Source organism: Variovorax sp. 160MFSha2.1, assembly GCF_048305075.1.
Lineage (GTDB): Bacteria > Pseudomonadota > Gammaproteobacteria > Burkholderiales > Burkholderiaceae_C > Variovorax > Variovorax guangxiensis.
On the sequence record NZ_CP157624.1, the window covers coordinates 1,294,502 to 1,311,413 of the forward strand.

Annotated in this window: 13 protein-coding genes; 8 read left to right on the plus strand and 5 right to left on the minus strand. The window is 67.9% G+C overall.

The features are described from left to right. The first annotated feature begins 38 nt into the window (after positions 1–38). From chvE to ABL838_RS05650, 8 genes are all read left to right on the plus strand, one after another. The gene (chvE, locus tag ABL838_RS05615; protein WP_184634931.1) at positions 39–1,109 is read left to right on the plus strand and encodes a multiple monosaccharide ABC transporter substrate-binding protein; all 1,071 of its coding nucleotides are present in this window, start codon (positions 39–41) and stop codon (positions 1,107–1,109) included. A 2-nt stretch (positions 1,110–1,111) separates the two neighbouring features. After that, a complete protein-coding gene (gene mmsA / locus ABL838_RS05620) occupies positions 1,112–2,680 on the plus strand; it encodes a multiple monosaccharide ABC transporter ATP-binding protein (RefSeq protein WP_418125835.1) in 1,569 nt (522 codons plus the stop codon). Beyond that, positions 2,667–3,884 (plus strand): multiple monosaccharide ABC transporter permease, encoded by a 1,218-nt coding sequence (mmsB, locus tag ABL838_RS05625; protein ID WP_369659515.1) that lies wholly within the window; start codon positions 2,667–2,669, stop codon positions 3,882–3,884. Before mmsA ends, mmsB begins: the two co-directional genes overlap by 14 nt. A 10-nt stretch (positions 3,885–3,894) precedes the next feature. Then, positions 3,895–5,418 carry a sugar ABC transporter ATP-binding protein gene (locus ABL838_RS05630; RefSeq protein WP_418124614.1) on the plus strand — a complete coding sequence of 508 codons (1,524 nt, stop codon included), beginning with the start codon at positions 3,895–3,897 and terminating at the stop codon, positions 5,416–5,418. Positions 5,419–5,584: 166 nt separating this feature from the next. Next, positions 5,585–6,634: an ABC transporter permease gene (locus tag ABL838_RS05635; RefSeq protein WP_418124615.1), complete on the plus strand. Its 1,050-nt coding sequence runs from the start codon at positions 5,585–5,587 to the stop codon at positions 6,632–6,634. Continuing rightward, positions 6,631–7,659 (plus strand): galactofuranose ABC transporter, permease protein YjfF, encoded by a 1,029-nt coding sequence (yjfF, locus tag ABL838_RS05640; protein ID WP_369659512.1) that lies wholly within the window; start codon positions 6,631–6,633, stop codon positions 7,657–7,659. Before ABL838_RS05635 ends, yjfF begins: the two co-directional genes overlap by 4 nt. A 38-nt stretch (positions 7,660–7,697) precedes the next feature. After that, positions 7,698–9,446 carry an IlvD/Edd family dehydratase gene (locus tag ABL838_RS05645; protein ID WP_418124616.1) on the plus strand — a complete coding sequence of 583 codons (1,749 nt, stop codon included), beginning with the start codon at positions 7,698–7,700 and terminating at the stop codon, positions 9,444–9,446. 9 nt (positions 9,447–9,455) lie between these two features. Continuing rightward, positions 9,456–10,373 carry a dihydrodipicolinate synthase family protein gene (locus tag ABL838_RS05650; protein WP_418124617.1) on the plus strand — a complete coding sequence of 306 codons (918 nt, stop codon included), beginning with the start codon at positions 9,456–9,458 and terminating at the stop codon, positions 10,371–10,373. Positions 10,374–10,413: 40 nt separating this feature from the next. Here the strand turns inward: ABL838_RS05650 and ABL838_RS05655 are convergent, their stop codons facing one another. The 5 genes from ABL838_RS05655 to cphA (ABL838_RS05675) all read right to left on the minus strand — a co-directional run bounded on the left by ABL838_RS05655 (position 10,414) and on the right by cphA (ABL838_RS05675) (position 16,817). After that, positions 10,414–10,704 carry a hypothetical protein gene (locus tag ABL838_RS05655; protein WP_126025651.1) on the minus strand — a complete coding sequence of 97 codons (291 nt, stop codon included), beginning with the start codon at positions 10,702–10,704 and terminating at the stop codon, positions 10,414–10,416. A 136-nt stretch (positions 10,705–10,840) separates the two neighbouring features. After that, positions 10,841–11,332, minus strand: a complete 492-nt coding sequence (locus ABL838_RS05660; RefSeq protein ID WP_418119263.1) for a hypothetical protein — start codon at positions 11,330–11,332, stop codon at positions 10,841–10,843. Between the two features lie 72 nt (positions 11,333–11,404). Next, positions 11,405–11,815: a hypothetical protein gene (locus ABL838_RS05665; RefSeq protein ID WP_369659508.1), complete on the minus strand. Its 411-nt coding sequence runs from the start codon at positions 11,813–11,815 to the stop codon at positions 11,405–11,407. A gap of 153 nt (positions 11,816–11,968) precedes the next feature. Next, positions 11,969–14,536, minus strand: a complete 2,568-nt coding sequence (cphA, locus tag ABL838_RS05670; RefSeq protein ID WP_126025654.1) for a cyanophycin synthetase — start codon at positions 14,534–14,536, stop codon at positions 11,969–11,971. A gap of 43 nt (positions 14,537–14,579) precedes the next feature. After that, a complete protein-coding gene (cphA, locus tag ABL838_RS05675) occupies positions 14,580–16,817 on the minus strand; it encodes a cyanophycin synthetase (RefSeq protein WP_418124618.1) in 2,238 nt (745 codons plus the stop codon). Positions 16,818–16,912 lie beyond the last annotated feature (95 nt).

A 16,912-nucleotide genomic window follows, 5' to 3' on the forward strand; every position in this document is an offset into this window, starting at 1 on the left:
AAAGGCCATTCCCATTGAAAGACGGATTTACTAGCACCATGAAACGCAACTTCCTCAAGGCATCGCTGGCCGGCATCGCACTGGCCATCGTCGGCTTCGCTCCGCTGGCCAACGCGCAGGACAAGGGCCTGATCGCCATTTCCATGCCCACCAAGTCGTCGGCGCGCTGGATCGCCGACGGCGCCAACATGGTCAAGTACTTCAAGGACAAGGGCTACAAAACCGACCTGCAGTACGCCGAAGACGACATTCCCAACCAGCTCGCGCAGATCGAGAACATGGTGACCAAGGGCTCGAAGGTGCTGGTCATCGCGGCCATCGACGGCACCACGCTGTCGGACGTGCTGCAGAAGGCGGCCGACAAGGGCGTGAAGGTCATCGCCTACGACCGGCTCATCAAGGGCTCGAAGAACGTCGACTACTACGCCACCTTCGACAACTTCCAGGTCGGCGTGCTGCAGGCGCAGTCGATCGAGGCGGCGCTGGGCCTGAAGAGCGGCAAGGGCCCGTTCAACATCGAGCTCTTCGGCGGCTCGCCCGACGACAACAACGCCTTCTTCTTCTACAACGGTGCGATGTCGGTGCTCGACCCCTACATCAAGAGCGGCAAGCTGGTGGTGCGCAGCAAGCAGATGGGCATGGACAAGGTCGGCACGCTGCGCTGGGACGGCGCGGTGGCGCAGGCGCGCATGGACAACCTGCTGTCGGCCTTCTACACCAAGGACCGCGTCGACGCAGTGCTCTCGCCGTACGACGGCCTTTCCATCGGCATCCTCTCGTCGCTCAAGGGCGTGGGCTATGGCTCGGCCTCGCAGCCGATGCCGGTGGTGTCGGGGCAGGACGCGGAGATCCCCTCGGTGAAGTCGATCCTGCGCAAGGAGCAGACCTCGACCGTGTTCAAGGACACGCGCGAACTGGCCAAGGTGACGGTCGCCATGGTGGACGCGATGCTTTCGGGCAAGACGCCCGAGGTGAACGACACCAAGACCTACAACAACGGCATCAAGGTCGTGCCTTCGTACCTGCTCAAGCCCGTGAGCGTGGATGCGTCGAACTGGAAGCAGGTGCTGGTGGACAGCGGCTACTACAAGGAAAGCCAGATCAAGTGAGCATGCAGGGCAGCAGCGACGGTGCCAGCGCCATCCTCGAGATGCGCGGCATCACCAAGACGTTCCCCGGCGTGAAGGCGCTGAGCAACGTCAACCTCAGCGTGCGCGCCGGGGAGATCCACGCGGTGGTCGGCGAGAACGGCGCGGGCAAGTCGACGCTCATGAAGGTGCTGAGCGGCGTCTACCCGTGCGACTCGTACACCGGCGAGATCTTCTTCGAGGGCGAGGAGCGCCGCTTCAGGGGCATCGCCGACAGCGAGAAGCTCGGCATCATCATCATCCACCAGGAGCTGGCGCTGGTGCCGCTGCTGTCCATCGCCGAGAACATCTTCCTCGGCAACGAGATCGCCAGCGGCGCCGGCGTGATCGACTGGTTCGCCGCCTATGCGAAGACGCGCGAGCTGCTTGCCAAGGTAGGCCTGAAGGAGCCGCCCACCACGCTGGTGACCGACCTGGGCGTGGGCAAGCAGCAGCTCGTCGAGATCGCAAAGGCGCTGGCCAAGGAGGTGAAGCTGCTGATCCTCGACGAGCCCACCGCCAGCCTCAACGAGAACGACAGCGACGCGCTGCTGATGCTGCTGCTGGAGCTCAAGCGCCAGGGCATCGCGTCGATCCTCATCTCGCACAAGCTCAACGAGATCGCCAAGGTGGCCGACTCCATCACCGTGCTGCGCGACGGCGCAACGGTGGAGACCATGGACTGCCGCGGCCAGCCCATCAGCGAGGATCGCATCATCCGCGGCATGGTCGGGCGCGACATGGCGCACCGCTATCCGCAGCGCGACCCGAAGATCGGCAGCACCGTGTTCGAGGTGCGCGACTGGCGCGTGCACCACGCGCTGCACGCCGACCGCGAGCAGATCAAGGGCGTGAGCCTGAACGTGCGCCAGGGCGAGATCGTCGGCATCGCAGGCCTCATGGGCGCGGGCCGAACCGAGCTGGCCATGAGCATCTTCGGCCGCTCCTACGGCCAGCGCATCAGCGGCTCGGTGTTCATGCACGGCAAGCCGGTGGACGTGAGCACGGTGCGCAAGGCCATCGACCACGGCATCGCCTACGTCACCGAAGACCGCAAGGGCCTCGGGCTGGTGCTGGAGGAAGACATCCGCAAGAACATCAGCCTCGCGAACCTGGATGCGATCGCCGACAAGTCGGTGATCGACCATGGGCGCGAGTTCAAGGTGGCCAACGAGTACCGCAAGGCGCTCAACATCCGCTGCTCGGGCATCGAGCAACTGGTGGTCAACCTTTCCGGCGGCAACCAGCAGAAGGTGGTGTTGAGCAAATGGCTCTTCACGAAGCCCGAGCTGCTGATCCTCGACGAGCCCACGCGCGGCATCGACGTGGGCGCCAAGTACGAGATCTACACCATCATCGACAGGCTTGCCAGCGAGGGCAAGGGCATTCTCATGATTTCTTCCGAACTGCCGGAGCTGCTCGGCATGTGCGACCGCATCTACGTGATGAACGAGGGGCGATTCGTCGCCGAGTTTCCGGCTTCAGAAGCCTCTCAGGAGCGCATCATGCATGCCATCGTGAGTTCGGGGAGTTCCGTCCATGTCGCATCCTGAAGTCAACGTGGCGAAGCCGGCGGTGCCGGTGCAGGAGGGCGCAGCCGCGAAGCTGCACGCCGGCTTCCTGAAGAACAACCTGCGCGAATACGGCATGCTGATCTCGCTGGTCGCGATCATGGTGCTGTTCCAGGTGCTGACCGACGGCACGCTGCTGCGGCCGCTGAACCTGACGAACCTGCTGCTGCAGAACAGCTACGTGGTCATCATGGCGCTGGGCATGCTGCTGGTGATCGTGGCGGGGCACATCGACCTGTCGGTGGGCTCGGTGTGCGGCTTCATCGGCGCGCTGGCGGCGGTGCTGATGGTGGAGTACGACTGGCACTTCGTGCCGACGGCGCTGGTGAGCATCCTCGCGGGCGCGGTCATCGGCGCGGCGCAGGGCTGGTTCGTGGCCTTCCGCAAGATCCCGTCCTTCATCGTCACGCTAGCGGGCATGCTGGTGTTCAAGGGGCTGACGCTTGCGCTGCTGGCGGGGCAGTCGGTGGGGCCGTTTCCTGTGGAGTTCCAGCGTCTGAGCTCGGGCTTCATTCCCGATCCGCTGGGCGGCGACGCCTTCCGCACCACCTCGCTGATCGTCGGCGCGCTGGCCGCCGTGGCGCTGGTGTTCTTCAAGATGCGCGGGCGCGCCAAGCTGGCGGCGCACGGCATGGAGCAGGAGCCCTACGCCTTCTTCCTGGTGAAGAACCTGTTCTTCGCGGCCATCATCCTGTTCTTCAGCTACCTGCTGTCGACCTACAAGGGCCTGCCCAACGTGCTGATCGTGATGGCGGTGCTGATCGTGGTGTACGACTTCGTCACCAACCGCACCACCGTCGGCCGGCGCATCTACGCGCTGGGCGGCAACGAGAAGGCGGCGCGTCTGTCGGGCGTGAAGACTCAGCGGCTGGCCTTCCTCACCTTCGTGAACATGGGCGCGCTGGCGGCGCTGGCTGGCCTCGTGTTCGCGGCGCGGCTCAACACGGCCACGCCCAAGGCCGGCCTGGGCTTCGAGCTCGACGTGATCGCGGCCTGCTTCATCGGCGGCGCCTCCGCTTCGGGCGGCGTGGGCAAGGTGATGGGCGCGGTGATCGGCGCCTTCATCATGGGCGTGATGAACAACGGCATGTCGATCCTCGGTATCGGCATCGACTATCAGCAGGTCATCAAGGGACTGGTGCTGCTGGCGGCGGTGTTCATCGACGTCTACAACAAGAACAAGTGACGGGCAGCACATGGCAGACGCAAGCGCCACCAGCCCCGTTCTCCAGCTCCGGGGCATCCACAAGCAGTTCGGTGGCATCCCGGTGCTGCGCGACGTGCGGCTCGACCTGTATCCGGGCGAGATCCACGCGCTCATGGGGCAGAACGGCGCTGGCAAGTCGACGCTGATCAAGGTGCTCACGGGCGTGCTGCCGTCCAGCGGCGGCGAGATGCTGCTCGAGGGCAAGCCGATCCGTGCGCATTCGCCGCTGGAGGCGCAGAAGCTCGGCATCAGCACCGTCTACCAGGAAGTGAACCTGTGCCCGAACCTCTCGGTGGCTGAGAACGTGTTCGCCGGGCGCTATCCGCGCAAGGGCGCGGCGCAGGGCTTCCGCATCGACTGGGCCGCGGTGAACCGGCGCGCCGAGGAGCTGCTGGCGCGCATCGGGCTCGACATCGACGTGACGCGGCTGCTGTCGAGCCACTCGGTGGCTGTGCAGCAGATGGTGGCCATCGCACGGGCACTGGGCGTGTCGTCGAAGGTGCTGATCCTCGACGAGCCCACCTCCAGCCTCGACGACGACGAGGTCGAGAAGCTCTTCGACGTGCTGCGGCGGCTGCGCGCCGAGGGGCTCGCCATCGTCTTCGTGACGCACTTCCTCAACCAGATGTACGCGGTGTCGGACCGCATCACGGTGCTGCGCAACGGCGCATGGATCGGCGAGTGGAAGGCGGCCGACCTCGGGCCGCAGGCGCTGATCGCGGCGATGCTCGGACGTGAGCTCGCGGCGCAGTCGGCACGGCCGGCCGCGCTGCCTTCGTTCGACGAGGCCGCGCCTGCGCTGCTGCAGATCGAGGGGCTCGGGCAGGCGGGCCAGCTGCAGGCGACCGACCTGCGCGTGCGCGCGGGCGAGGTCGTCGGCATCGCGGGCCTGCTGGGCGCGGGCCGCACGGAACTGGCGCGGCTGCTGTTCGGGCTGGAGACGCCGGACCGCGGCGTGCTCAAGGTCGATGGCCGCAGCGTGAGCTTCTCGAATCCGGCCGACGCGATCCGCGAAGGCCTGGCGTTGTGTCCGGAAGAACGCAAGACGGACGGCATCGTCGCCGAGCTGTCGGTGCGCGAGAACATCGCGCTGGCCTTGCAGGCGCGGCTGGGCACGAAGCGCTTTCTCTCGCACGCGGAGCAGACGGCGATGGCGGAGCGCTTCGTCGCCTCGCTGGGCATCAAGACCGCGAGCGTGGAGACGCCCATCGGGCTGCTGTCGGGCGGCAACCAGCAGAAGGCCGTGATCGCGCGCTGGCTCGCGACCGAACCGCGCCTGCTGATCCTCGACGAGCCCACGCGCGGCATCGACGTGGCGGCCAAGCAGGAGATCATGGAAGAGATCCTGCGGCTCGCGAAGGCGGGCATGGCGGTGATCTTCATCTCCTCGGAGATGAGCGAGGTGGTGCGCGTGGCGCATCGCATCGTGGTGCTGCGCGACCGGAAGAAGGTGGGAGAGCTGCCGGGCGGCTCGACCGAGGACGAGGTGTACGAAATGATTGCGGCGACGTGATGGCGACCCTGTTTTCGTGTTGTCCCCTCTCCCGCTTGCGGGAGAGGGCTTGGGTGAGGGCATCGGCTTTCGAAAAGCAAGGTGCTCCGGTTCAGGCCACACCCTCACCCCAACTCTCTCCCGCAAGCGGGAGAGGGGGCAAGACCGCCTCGGTGGAGCAACTGTCATGACCAACGCCGAAAACAATCGCTTGGCGGCTGCGATGCGCCATCGCCTCGCCTGGCCCATCGTCACGCTGCTGCTCCTGCTCGCAGTGAACACCGCCTTCAACGCCAGCTTCCTGCACCTCGAATGGCGCGACGGCCATCTCTACGGCAGCCTCGTCGACATCCTCAACCGCGCAGCGCCGCTGGTGCTGGTGTCTCTGGGCATGACGCTGGTGATCGCCACCCGCGGCATCGACATCTCGGTGGGCGCCGTGGTGGCCATCGCAGCTGCGCTCGCGGCCTGGATGATCGGCGGCTCGGTGTCCAGCGACACGAGCCGCTTTCCGATGCCGCTCGCGATCCTCGCGGCCATCGGCATCGCGCTGGCGTGCGGGCTGTGGAACGGCCTGCTGGTGGCCAAGGTGGGCATGCAGCCGATCATCGCGACGCTGATCCTGATGGTGGCGGGGCGCGGCATCGCGCAGCTGATCGCCGACGGGCAGATCATCACCATCTACTACAAGCCCTTCTTCTTCCTCGGCAGCGGCTACCTGCTGGGGCTGCCGTTCTCGCTGTTCATCGTGGCAGCGGTGTTCGCGCTGCTGTACCTGGCGATCACGCGCACGGCGCTGGGGCTCTTCATCCAGGCGGTGGGCATCAACCCGACGGCGGCACGCGTGGCGGGCGTGCAGGCGCGGCGGCTGATCGTTGGCGCGTACGCGTTCTGCGGCGCCTGCGCGGGCGTGGCGGGGCTTCTCATCAGTTCCAACGTGAAGAGCGCGGACGGCAACAACGCGGGCCAGCTCATCGAACTCGACGCGATCCTCGCGGTGACGCTGGGCGGCACCGCGCTCACGGGTGGGCGCTTCAGCCTCGTGGGCAGCGTGATCGGCGCGCTCATCATCCAGACGCTTACCTACGCGATCTACTCGCTGGGCGTGCCGCCCGAGATCAACCTCGTGGTGAAGGCGGGTGTGGTGTTCGTGGTGATGCTGCTGCAGTCGCCGGAGTTCAGGTCGCAGGTGCGCACGCTGGTGCAGCGGCCGGTGCACGAAGGAGGACGGGCATGAGCGCGGTGATCGAGGCTGCACCCTCACCCCAACCCTCTCCCGCGCGCGGGAGAGGGGGCAAGAGGGGGCTCAATCCCAAGTACCTGCCATTGGCGGCGACCGTCTCGCTGTTCGTGCTGGTGGCGACGCTGGGTTCGGTCTTCTACGACGGCTTCTTCTCGGCCCAGGTTTTCCTCAACCTGCTGATCGACAACGCCTTCCTCATCGTCGTGGCGGTGGGCATGACCTTCGTGATCCTCTCGGGCGGCATCGACCTGTCGGTGGGCTCGGTGATCGCGCTCACCACCATGGTGTCGGCCTCGCTGGTGGAGAAGCACGGCTGGAGCCCCGGCATCGTGATTCCGCTGGTGCTCGCGATGGGCACGGCGTTCGGCGCCTTCATGGGGGTGCTCATCGAGCGCTTCAGGCTGCAGCCCTTCATCGTCACGCTCGCGGGCATGTTCCTGGCGCGCGGGCTTTGCTACCTCATCAGCATCGATTCGATCAGCATCACCAACGAGTTCTACTCCGAGGTCTCGCAGATCCGCATTCCGGTGTGGGGCGAGGCCTCGGTGTCGATCAGCGCGGTGATCGCCATCGCGGTGCTGCTGGCGGCGATCTTTCTCGCGCACTGCACTCCGTTCGGGCGCGCGGTGTACGCCATCGGCGGCAGCGAGCAGTCGGCGGTGCTCATGGGCCTGCCGGTGCGCCGCACGCTCATCGGCGTGTACACGCTCTCGGGCTTCTGCTCGGCGCTGGCGGGCGTGATCTTCACCTTCTACATGCTCTCGGGCTACGGCCTGCATGCGGTCGGGCTGGAGCTCGACGCCATCGCGGCGGTGGTGATCGGCGGCACGCTGCTCACCGGCGGCGTGGGCTACGTGGCGGGCACGCTCTTCGGCGTGCTGATGCTGGGCATCATCCAGACGCTCATTTCCTTCGACGGCACGCTGAGCTCGTGGTGGACGCGCATTGTCGTCGGAGCGCTGCTGTTCGTGTTCTGCCTGCTGCAGCGCTTCTTCACGTCGCGCACGCCACGGCGCTGACCTTCTTTTTTCCTTTCTCTCCCCTCAGGACAACTCGCATGCCGGACACCCCTCCGAAGAAACTGCGCTCGACCGAATGGTTCGGCTCGGCCGACAAGAACGGCTTCATGTATCGAAGCTGGATGAAGAACCAGGGCATTCCGGACCACGAATTCGACGGCCGGCCGATCATCGGCATCTGCAACACCTGGTCGGAGCTCACGCCGTGCAACGCGCACTTCCGCAAGATCGCCGAGCACGTGAAGCGCGGCATCTCGGAGGCGGGCGGCTTTCCGGTGGAGTTCCCGGTGTTCTCCAACGGCGAATCGAACCTGCGGCCGACCGCGATGCTCACGCGCAACCTCGCCAGCATGGACGTGGAAGAAGCCATCCGCGGCAACCCGGTCGATGCGGTGGTGCTGCTCACGGGCTGCGACAAGACCACGCCCGCGCTGCTGATGGGCGCCGCGAGTTGCGACATTCCCGCCATCGTGGTCACGGGCGGGCCGATGCTCAACGGCAAGCTCGAGGGAAAGAACATCGGCTCCGGCACGGCCGTGTGGCAGCTGCACGAATCGCTGAAGGCGGGCGAGATCAACCTGCACCAGTTCCTCTCGGCCGAAGGCGGCATGTCGCGCTCGGCCGGCACCTGCAACACCATGGGCACGGCCTCGACCATGGCCTGCATGGCCGAGGCGCTGGGCACCTCGCTGCCGCACAACGCGGCGATTCCGGCGGTCGACGCGCGGCGCTACGTGCTCGCCCAGATGTCGGGCATGCGCGCGGTGGAGATGGCGAAGGAGGGGCTCACGCTGTCGAAGATCCTCACGCGCGAGGCCTTCGAGAACGCGATCCGCGTGAACGCGGCCATCGGCGGCTCGACCAACGCGGTGATCCACCTGAAGGCGATCGCCGGGCGCATCGGCGTCGATCTGGAGCTGGAGGACTGGACGCGCATCGGCAGCCACACGCCGACCATCGTCGACCTGATGCCTTCGGGGCGCTTCCTGATGGAGGAGTTCTATTACGCGGGCGGCCTGCCGGCGGTGCTGCGCCGGCTTGGCGAGAACGGGCTGCTGCCGCATCCCGATGCGCTGACGGTGAACGGCCAGTCGATCTGGGACAACGTGCGCGATGCGCCCAGCCTCGACGACGAGGTGATCCGCCCGATCGACAAGCCGCTGATCGCCGATGGCGGCATCCGCATCCTGCGCGGCAATCTCTCGCCGCGCGGCGCGGTGCTCAAGCCCTCGGCCGCGTCGCCGGAGCTGCTGAAGCATCGGGGCAGGGCGGTGGTGTTCGAGAACCTGGAGCACTACAAGGAGCGCATCGTCGACGAAGACCTGGACATCGACGCGAGCTGCGTGATGGTTCTGAAGAACTGCGGTCCCAAGGGCTATCCGGGCATGGCCGAGGTCGGGAACATGGGGCTGCCGCCGAAGCTGCTGCGCCAGGGAGTGAAGGACATGGTGCGCATCTCGGACGCGCGCATGAGCGGCACGGCCTACGGCACCGTGGTGCTGCACGTCGCGCCCGAGGCGGCCGACGGCGGGCCGCTGGCCGCGGTGCGCGACGGCGACTGGATCGAGCTCGACTGCGACGCCGGCCGCCTGCACCTCGACATCAGCGACGAGGAGCTGGCCGCGCGGCTGGCTTCGCTGTCGGCTTCGGACGCGCAGCCGATGAGCACGCGCGGCGGCGGCTACCAGAAGCTTTACGTCAACCATGTGCTGCAGGCCGACGAGGGCTGCGACTTCGATTTTCTCGTCGGCTGCAGAGGCGCCGCCGTTCCCCGCCACTCACACTGATTTATCACCATGACCCCCAGATACCGCGGCATCTTCCCGGTGGTGCCCACCACCTTCACCGAACAGGGCGCGCTCGATCTCGAAAGCCAGAAGCGCTGCGTCGACTTCATGATCGACGCGGGCTCGGACGGGCTCTGCATCCTCGCGAACTTCTCGGAGCAGTTCGTGCTGTCCGACGAGGAGCGCGAGGTGCTGACCCGAACCATCCTCGAACATGTGAAGGGCCGCGCGCCGGTGATCGTGACCACCACGCACTACAGCACCAAGGTCTGCGCCGAGCGCAGCCGCCATGCGCAGGACATGGGCGCCGCGATGCTGATGGTGATGCCGCCTTACCACGGCGCGACCTTCCGCGTGCCCGAGCCGCAGATCTACGAGTTCTACGCGCGGCTGTCGGACGCGGTGGGCATCCCGATCATGATCCAGGACGCGCCGGCCAGCGGCACGGTGCTGTCGGCGCCGTTCCTCGCGCGCATGGCGAAGGAGATCGAGCAGGTGGCGTACTTCAAGATCGAGACGCCCGGCGCCGCATCGAAGCTGCGGGAGCTGATCCGTCTGGGCGGCGACGCCATCGAGGGACCGTGGGATGGCGAGGAGGCCATCACGCTGATGCCTGACCTCGATGCCGGTGCGACCGGATCGATGACGGGGGGCGGTTATCCGGACGGCATCCGCCCGATCATCGAGGCGCACCGCTCGGGCGACCGCGACAAGGCCTTCGCGCTGTACCAGCAGTGGCTGCCGCTCATCAACTACGAGAACCGCCAGGCAGGGCTGCTGGCCTGCAAGTCATTGATGAAGGAGGGCGGTGTGATCGCCTGCGAGGCGCCCCGCCACCCCCTGCCGGCCATGCACCCCGATACGCGTGCCGGCCTGATCGAGACCGCAAGGCGACTCGATCCGATGGTGCTGCGTTGGGGGAAGTAAAGAGAAAAGAGAAGAGGGGTGGGAAGGAAGCCGGGGCCGCTCAGGCCTTGGCTTCGGGTGCGTTCTTCCTGGGTTCGCTGCTCTTTTCGAGTTCGCTGACCTGCAGCGACAGATCGAACAGCTTGGACTTGCTGGCGTAGTAGCGGTCGAGGCGCCACTCCTTCAGGATGTCCATGGCGAGCTGGAAGCTCTTGTAGTCGAGTTCGTAGAGGGTGATGAGTTCGAAGCTTCGTTCGGACTCCAGAGCCAGCACAAGCTGGGCCAGGATCTTGGCCGAATCGTTGGCCGGGTCCGTTTCGATGAATCGGCGAGCGACCTTGATGGCATTCATGAAAAAGAGTTCCTCGGTAGGCAGGGACCGGGAACTATAGCTAGCACGCCGCGGCGTTTTGTGACAGAAATATGACATTAGGGGCATCGCCTTCCCGGGGGAAATGGCGATGCCCCTGTGTGGAAAGACTGCTAGATCAACGGATGGGCGCCGGCATGGGCCGGGGCATCGGCATCGGTTGCGGCATGGGCTGCGGCATCGGCATCGGCTGGGGTGCCATGGCCGGCGGGGGCACCGGAACCATGGTGGTGGTGACCGACTCGCGGATCACGCCGCCGCCCATCACGCTGCCGTCGACGTTGGCCGTGGTGTTGCCGCTGCTGCCGAGCACGCGGGCTTCACAGGCCGGGCGGTCGGCAGGCTGCTGCAGGCCGCAGCGGGCGAGCGCATTGGCGCGGTAGTCGGGGGCGCTGGTCAGGCCGCCGCGTGCCGCGGCTTGGCGCGCGGCGCCGGCTTCGCGGATGCAGGCGGCACGATCTTGCTGGTTGTGGCCGCAGACGGCCAGTTCCTGCTGGTAGGTGCTGGACGATTCACCGCGCTGCGGCGGTGCGGCCGAAGCGGCTGCGGAAACCGTGAGTGCCCCGGCGGCGAACATGGCGAAGAGCATCGAACGCGGGTTGCTTTTCATGGATGACTCCTTGAGGTGAGCTGGATAACCAGGAGAGATTGGACCGCCCGTATCTGGGCGGGTTCATTCGATTCAGCGCGCCGGCACTGTCTGCGGCGGCAGGGGCGTCACGGTCTCGCGGATCACGCCGCCGCCCATCACGCTGCCTTCGGTGGTGGTGCGCGGACCGCCCTTGATGCGCGCCTCGCAGGCCGGTTGCTCGGCTGCGGGCAGTTCGCTGCAGCGGGCCAGCGAATTGACCTGCTCCCGCGCGGGGCTGGGGCTGGTCAGGCCGCCGCGGGCCGCTTCCTGGCGCGCGGCTCCGGCTTCGCGCAGGCAGGCGGCACGGTCCTGCTGGACGCCGTCACAGGTGGCGCGCTCCTTCTGCAGGCGGGCGTCGCTGCCCGGCGCCTGCGCGCTGGCCGTCTGCGCGCCGAAGACGATGAAGCCACCGGCGGCGAAGGCGGCCGTGGCGGAAAGAACGGAACGAAGGGTTTTTCTCATGCGGACTCCTCTGTGAAGGCACGCCCTCCAGGAGGTGCGTGACTGGAGCCCCAGTGTGCTGTGGGAGGCGGCCGGCGGTCTGTGGGACAGCCGCACGCCGCCAACCGGGCCGGACGCGCCCCAGCGTGTGGGACATGTCCGGCAAGCGCGGCTTCAGCCTGCTGCGATCCGTTGGGCCAGGTGAGCGAGCGCTTCCTCGACCTGGTCGACCAGGATCAGCGAGAGATCGCCCGGCTGCAGGCGCGCCAGCGCGGCGTCGATGGCCACGAACTCGCCGCGGATCTCGTCGATGTAGCGCGTGCGGGCCGCGCCCTGCAGGCCCTGGCGCAGCAGCGCCATGACTTCGCCGTCGGCACGGCCGCGCTGCGCCGCGTCCTGGTAGAGGATCACGTCGTCGAAGGCCTGGCCGAGGATGGCCGTCTGGTCGCGGATGTCGGAGTCGCGCCGGTCGCCCGCGCCGCTGATGACCACCGAGCGCTTCTTCGCCGGCATCGTGTCCACGGCCGACACCAGCGCGCGCATGGCGTCGGTGTTGTGGCCGTAGTCGGCGATCACGGTCGCGCCGCGGTAGTCCATGACGTTGAAGCGCCCGGGCACGCCGGCCGCGTCGTTCATGAAGCTCGCGAGGCCGCTGCGGATGGTGTCCCAGTCGAGGCCCACGCCCCAGGCCGCGGCCACGGCGGCCATCACGTTGTCGACCTGGAAGCCGATGCTGCCGCCGCGCGTGATGGGTACGTCGCGCAGCGGAATGCGTTCGCGCCACGAGCCTTCGGCGGCCACCAGCGTGTCCTGGTCGACGTACACCGTGCGCTTGCCCTGCGCGCGGTGCGTGGCCATCACAGGATGCATGCGGTCGGCGGTGAAGAAGATCACGTTGCCGGGGCAGCCTGCCGCCATGGCGGCGACGTTGACGTCGGCCGCGTTGAGCACCGCGTAGCCGTCGGGCGCCACGTTGCGCACGATCACGCGCTTGAGCACCGCCAGGTCTTCCACGGTGGTGATGTAGTTCAGGCCCAGATGGTCGCCGCTGCCGATGTTGGTGACCACCGCCACCTGGCAGCGGTCGAAGCCGAGGCCCTCGCGCAGGATGCCGCCGCGCGCCACTTCGAACACTGCCGCGTCGACGTCGGGGTGCATCAGCACGTTGCGCGCGCTCTTGGGGCCGCTGCAGTCGCCGCTGTCGGTCTGGCGGCCGTCGACGTACACGCCGTCGGTGTTGGTCATGCCGGTGCGCAGGCCGCTCGATGCGAGCAGGTGGTTGATCAGGCGCGCGGTGGTGGTCTTGCCGTTGGTGCCCGTGACGGCCACCACGGGAACGCGGCCGTCGTCGCCGTGGGCGAAGAGGGTGTCCATGACCGCCTCGCCGACCGCGCGGCCGCGGCCGAACGACGGCGAGATGTGCATGCGCAGTCCGGGCGCGGCATTTACCTCCACCACGCCGCCGTGCTGCTCCTCGAGCGGGCGCAGCACGTTCTCGCAGACCATGTCGACGCCGCAGATGTGCAGGCCGACCATCTGCGCCGCGTCGATGGCTCGCGCCGCGACTTCGGGGTGCACGGTGTCGGTCACGTCGGTGGCGGTGCCGCCGGTGGAAAGGTTCGCGTTGTTGCGCAGCACCACGCGCTGGCCGCGCGCGGGCACGCTGTCGGGCGTGAGGCCCTGCGATTCGAGCCGGCCGATGGCGATGTCGTCCAGGCGGATCTTGGTGAGCGAGGTGGCGTGGCCCTCGCCGCGGCGCGGGTCGAGGTTCACGGTGTCGACCAGCTGGCGCACGGTGGAGCTGCCGTCGCCGATGACCTGCGGCGGATCGCGGCGCGCGGCGGCCACGAGGCGGTCGCCCACCACGAGCAGGCGGAAGTCGAAGCCGGGCAGGAACTTCTCGACCATCACCTCGCCGTAGACGGCGGCCGATTCGTAGGCCGCGAACAGTTCCTCGCGCGAGTTGATGTTGACCGTGACGCCCTTGCCCTGGTTGCCGTCCTGCGGCTTCACCACGACCGGCAGTCCGATCTCGTTGGCGGCGGCCCAGCCGTCTTCCGCGCTGCTCACGGGGCGGCCCAGCGGCACCGGCACGCCGGCGGCGTTGAGCAGCTGCTTCGTCAGCTCCTTGTCCTGCGCGATCGACTCGGCCACGCCGCTGGTGCTGTCGACTTCGGCGGCCTGGATGCGGCGCTGCTTGGAACCCCAGCCGAACTGCACCAGGCTGCCGCGCGTGAGGCGGCGGTACGGAATGCCGCGCGCCACGGCCGCATCGACGATGGAGCCGGTGCTCGGGCCCAGGCGCTCCGACTCGTCGAGGTCGCGCAGTTCGGCGATGGCGGCTTCGGCGTCGAAGGGCGTGTCGTTCTGGGCGGCGACGATCAGCTCCTCGGCCAGCTCGGCGGCGCGGCGGCCCACGGCCTCCTCGCTGTACTGGAACACCACCTGGTAGACGCCTTCTTCCACGGTGGGGGAGGTGTGGCCGAAGTTGACCGCGCAGCCGGCCTGCGCCTGCAGCGCGACCGCGGCGTTCTCCAGCACGTGGGCCAGCGCCAGCGGCTGGCCCAGCACCATCGGGTGCAGCTCGCCGATGGTCGGGAAGCGGGCGCGCAGGCGGTCTTCGAAGCCGCTCAGCTTGCTGATGGCGTTCTCGTCGCCCTGGCATGCCACGACCGCCTCGATGGCGGTATGGCGGCTCCAGAGATTGGGCCCGCGAAGGGCTCGGGTGCGGGTGACTTTCATGGGGCTGCGAGAGCTACGGTACTGTCTGCCGGGACCGGGGGCCTCAGGCAAATTGGGGTTGGAGAGGCTGGGTCTGCGAGAGCTGCAGCGAGGCCAGCGCGGCCTGCAGGTCGGCCTCGAAGGCTTCGACCCCGGCGCCGATCAGGTTCAGCGGAATGCCCATGGCCCAGGCCGCGGCCACGGCGGCCAGCAGGCTCTCGAGGCTCACGCCGGCATGCGTGGCGCGCCACACGGTCAGGCGGCCGAGGCCCGGCAGGAACGATTCGCTGCTGCCGTTGGCCAGCACCACGCGGTCCTGCCGCACGAGCACGGCCTTGCCGCCGGCGGTCTGGTGCGCCGTGAGCGCGGGAGCCTGCGCGTCGGCCGAATAGAGGATGACGGCGCCGTCGCACAGCGGCGCGAGGCCGGCCACGCGCGGGTCGGCAGCGTTCAGCACGGCCGTGCCTTCGGGCAGCACCACGTCGACCTGCGTGCGCAGCACCTTGACCATCTGGTCGCTCTCGGTGATGTCGTAGTCTGCCAGCGTTTCGCAGCCGTCGAGGTCGGTGACGATGCCGACTTCGCAGCGGTCGTACGGGAGACCGTCGCGCAGGATGGTCTCGGCGCCGTTCTCGATCACCACGGCCTGCACGGCGCGGTTCACCAGCAGGCGGTGGCCCGCTTCCCAGTTGGCGCTGTCGCGTGCGTCGACGCGGCGGCGCTCGAGGAACAGCCCGTCGCGACAGGCCAGGCCGGTGTGGCGCCCGCCCAGGTTGATGAGCCAGGCCACCAGGCGCGCCAGCACGGCGGTGTCGCGCGAGCCGGCCACGCCGACCACGGGAATGCGCCCGGGCGCGTCGTTGGGGAACAGGTGGTCGCAGATCGCGCGGCCCACCGGGCGCGGCGAGCCGACGGCCGGCTTCAGGTGCATCAGCAGGCCGGGGCCGGCGTTGACTTCGACGATCGCGCCGCCCTGCGGGCCGAGCGGCCTGGAAATGTCCTGCGCCACGAGGTCGATGCCGGCGATGTCCAGGCCCACCACGCGGGCGGCCAGCACGGCGGCGTGGGCAACCTCGGGATGCACCAGGTCGGTGCAATCGTTGGCCATGTTGCCGTTGCGCTGGATCGTGACCACGCGGCCGGCGGCGGGCACGGCGTCTGCGCTCAGGTCCTGGCGCTTGAGCTCGAGCTGCAGCTTGGCATCGGTGTCGATCAGGATCACGTCGAGTGGAAACTCTTCCTCGGCGCCGCGGCGCGGGTCGCTGTTGAGCTGCTTTTCGATGAGCTCGCGCACGCTGGCCTGGCCGTCGCCGGTCACGGTGATGATCTCGCCGCGCGCGGCCGCCACCACCTCGCCGCCCACCACCAGCAGGCGGTGCTCGTGGCCGCGGATGAAGCGCTCGACCATCACGTCGCTGCCCTCGGGCTCGGCGACCGCGAAAGCGGCCATGACTTCCTCGCGGGTCGTCAGCTCGAGCGACACGCCGCGGCCATGGTTGGCATCCGATGGCTTCACGACCACGGGCAGGCCGATGTCCTCGGCGGCTTCCCAGGCTTCCTCGGCGTCGGCGACCACCTGGCCTTCGGGCACGGGCACGCCGCAGCTCGCGAGCAGCGACTTGGTCAGTTCCTTGTCGCTGGCGATGGATTCGCCGATGGCGCTGGTGTAGTCGGTTTCGGCGGTCCAGATGCGCTGCTGGTTGGCGCCGTAGCCCAGCTGCACCAGGTTGCCGCTGTTCAGCCGCATGTGCGGAATGCCGCGGTCGGTGGCGGCAGCCACGATGGCGGCGGTGCTGGGGCCGAGGTAGCAGTCTTCCACCTTGGCCTTGACCGCGTCGACGGCCTTCTGCACGTCGGCGGCGGTGAACGGGTCGTTGTTGATGGCCGCCATCAGCAGGCGGTGGCCCTCGGCCAGCGCCACGCGGGCGACCTGCTCGTCACGGGCGCGGAACACCATGCGGTAGACGCCATGCTCCGAGGTGCTGCGGGTCTGGCCGAAGCCGGTCGGCATGCCGGCCAGGTTCAGCAGCTCGATGACGACGTGCTCCAGCACATGGCCCGACCAGGTGCCTTCGGTCAGGCGCTGGATGAAGCCGCCGCGCTCGCCGACGCCGCAGTGGTGCTCGATGAGCGCCGGCAGCAGGGTGGTCAGGCGGTCGGTGAAACCGTCGATCTTGTTGGAGGGGAAATCTTCGAGCTGGCCCAGGTCGAGCCAGACTTCGAGTACGGGACGGTAGGTCCAGAGATTGGGGCCGCGCAAATAATTGATGCGCAGCAGTCGGATGTCGTCGAAACGGGTCATGCAAACGTTCGATGTGCTTTGGCCGAGCACCACGGCGCCTTCAAGCGCACCCATGGCTATCGGTCAGAATCGGCGCCCGACCTGGGGCGCCATGA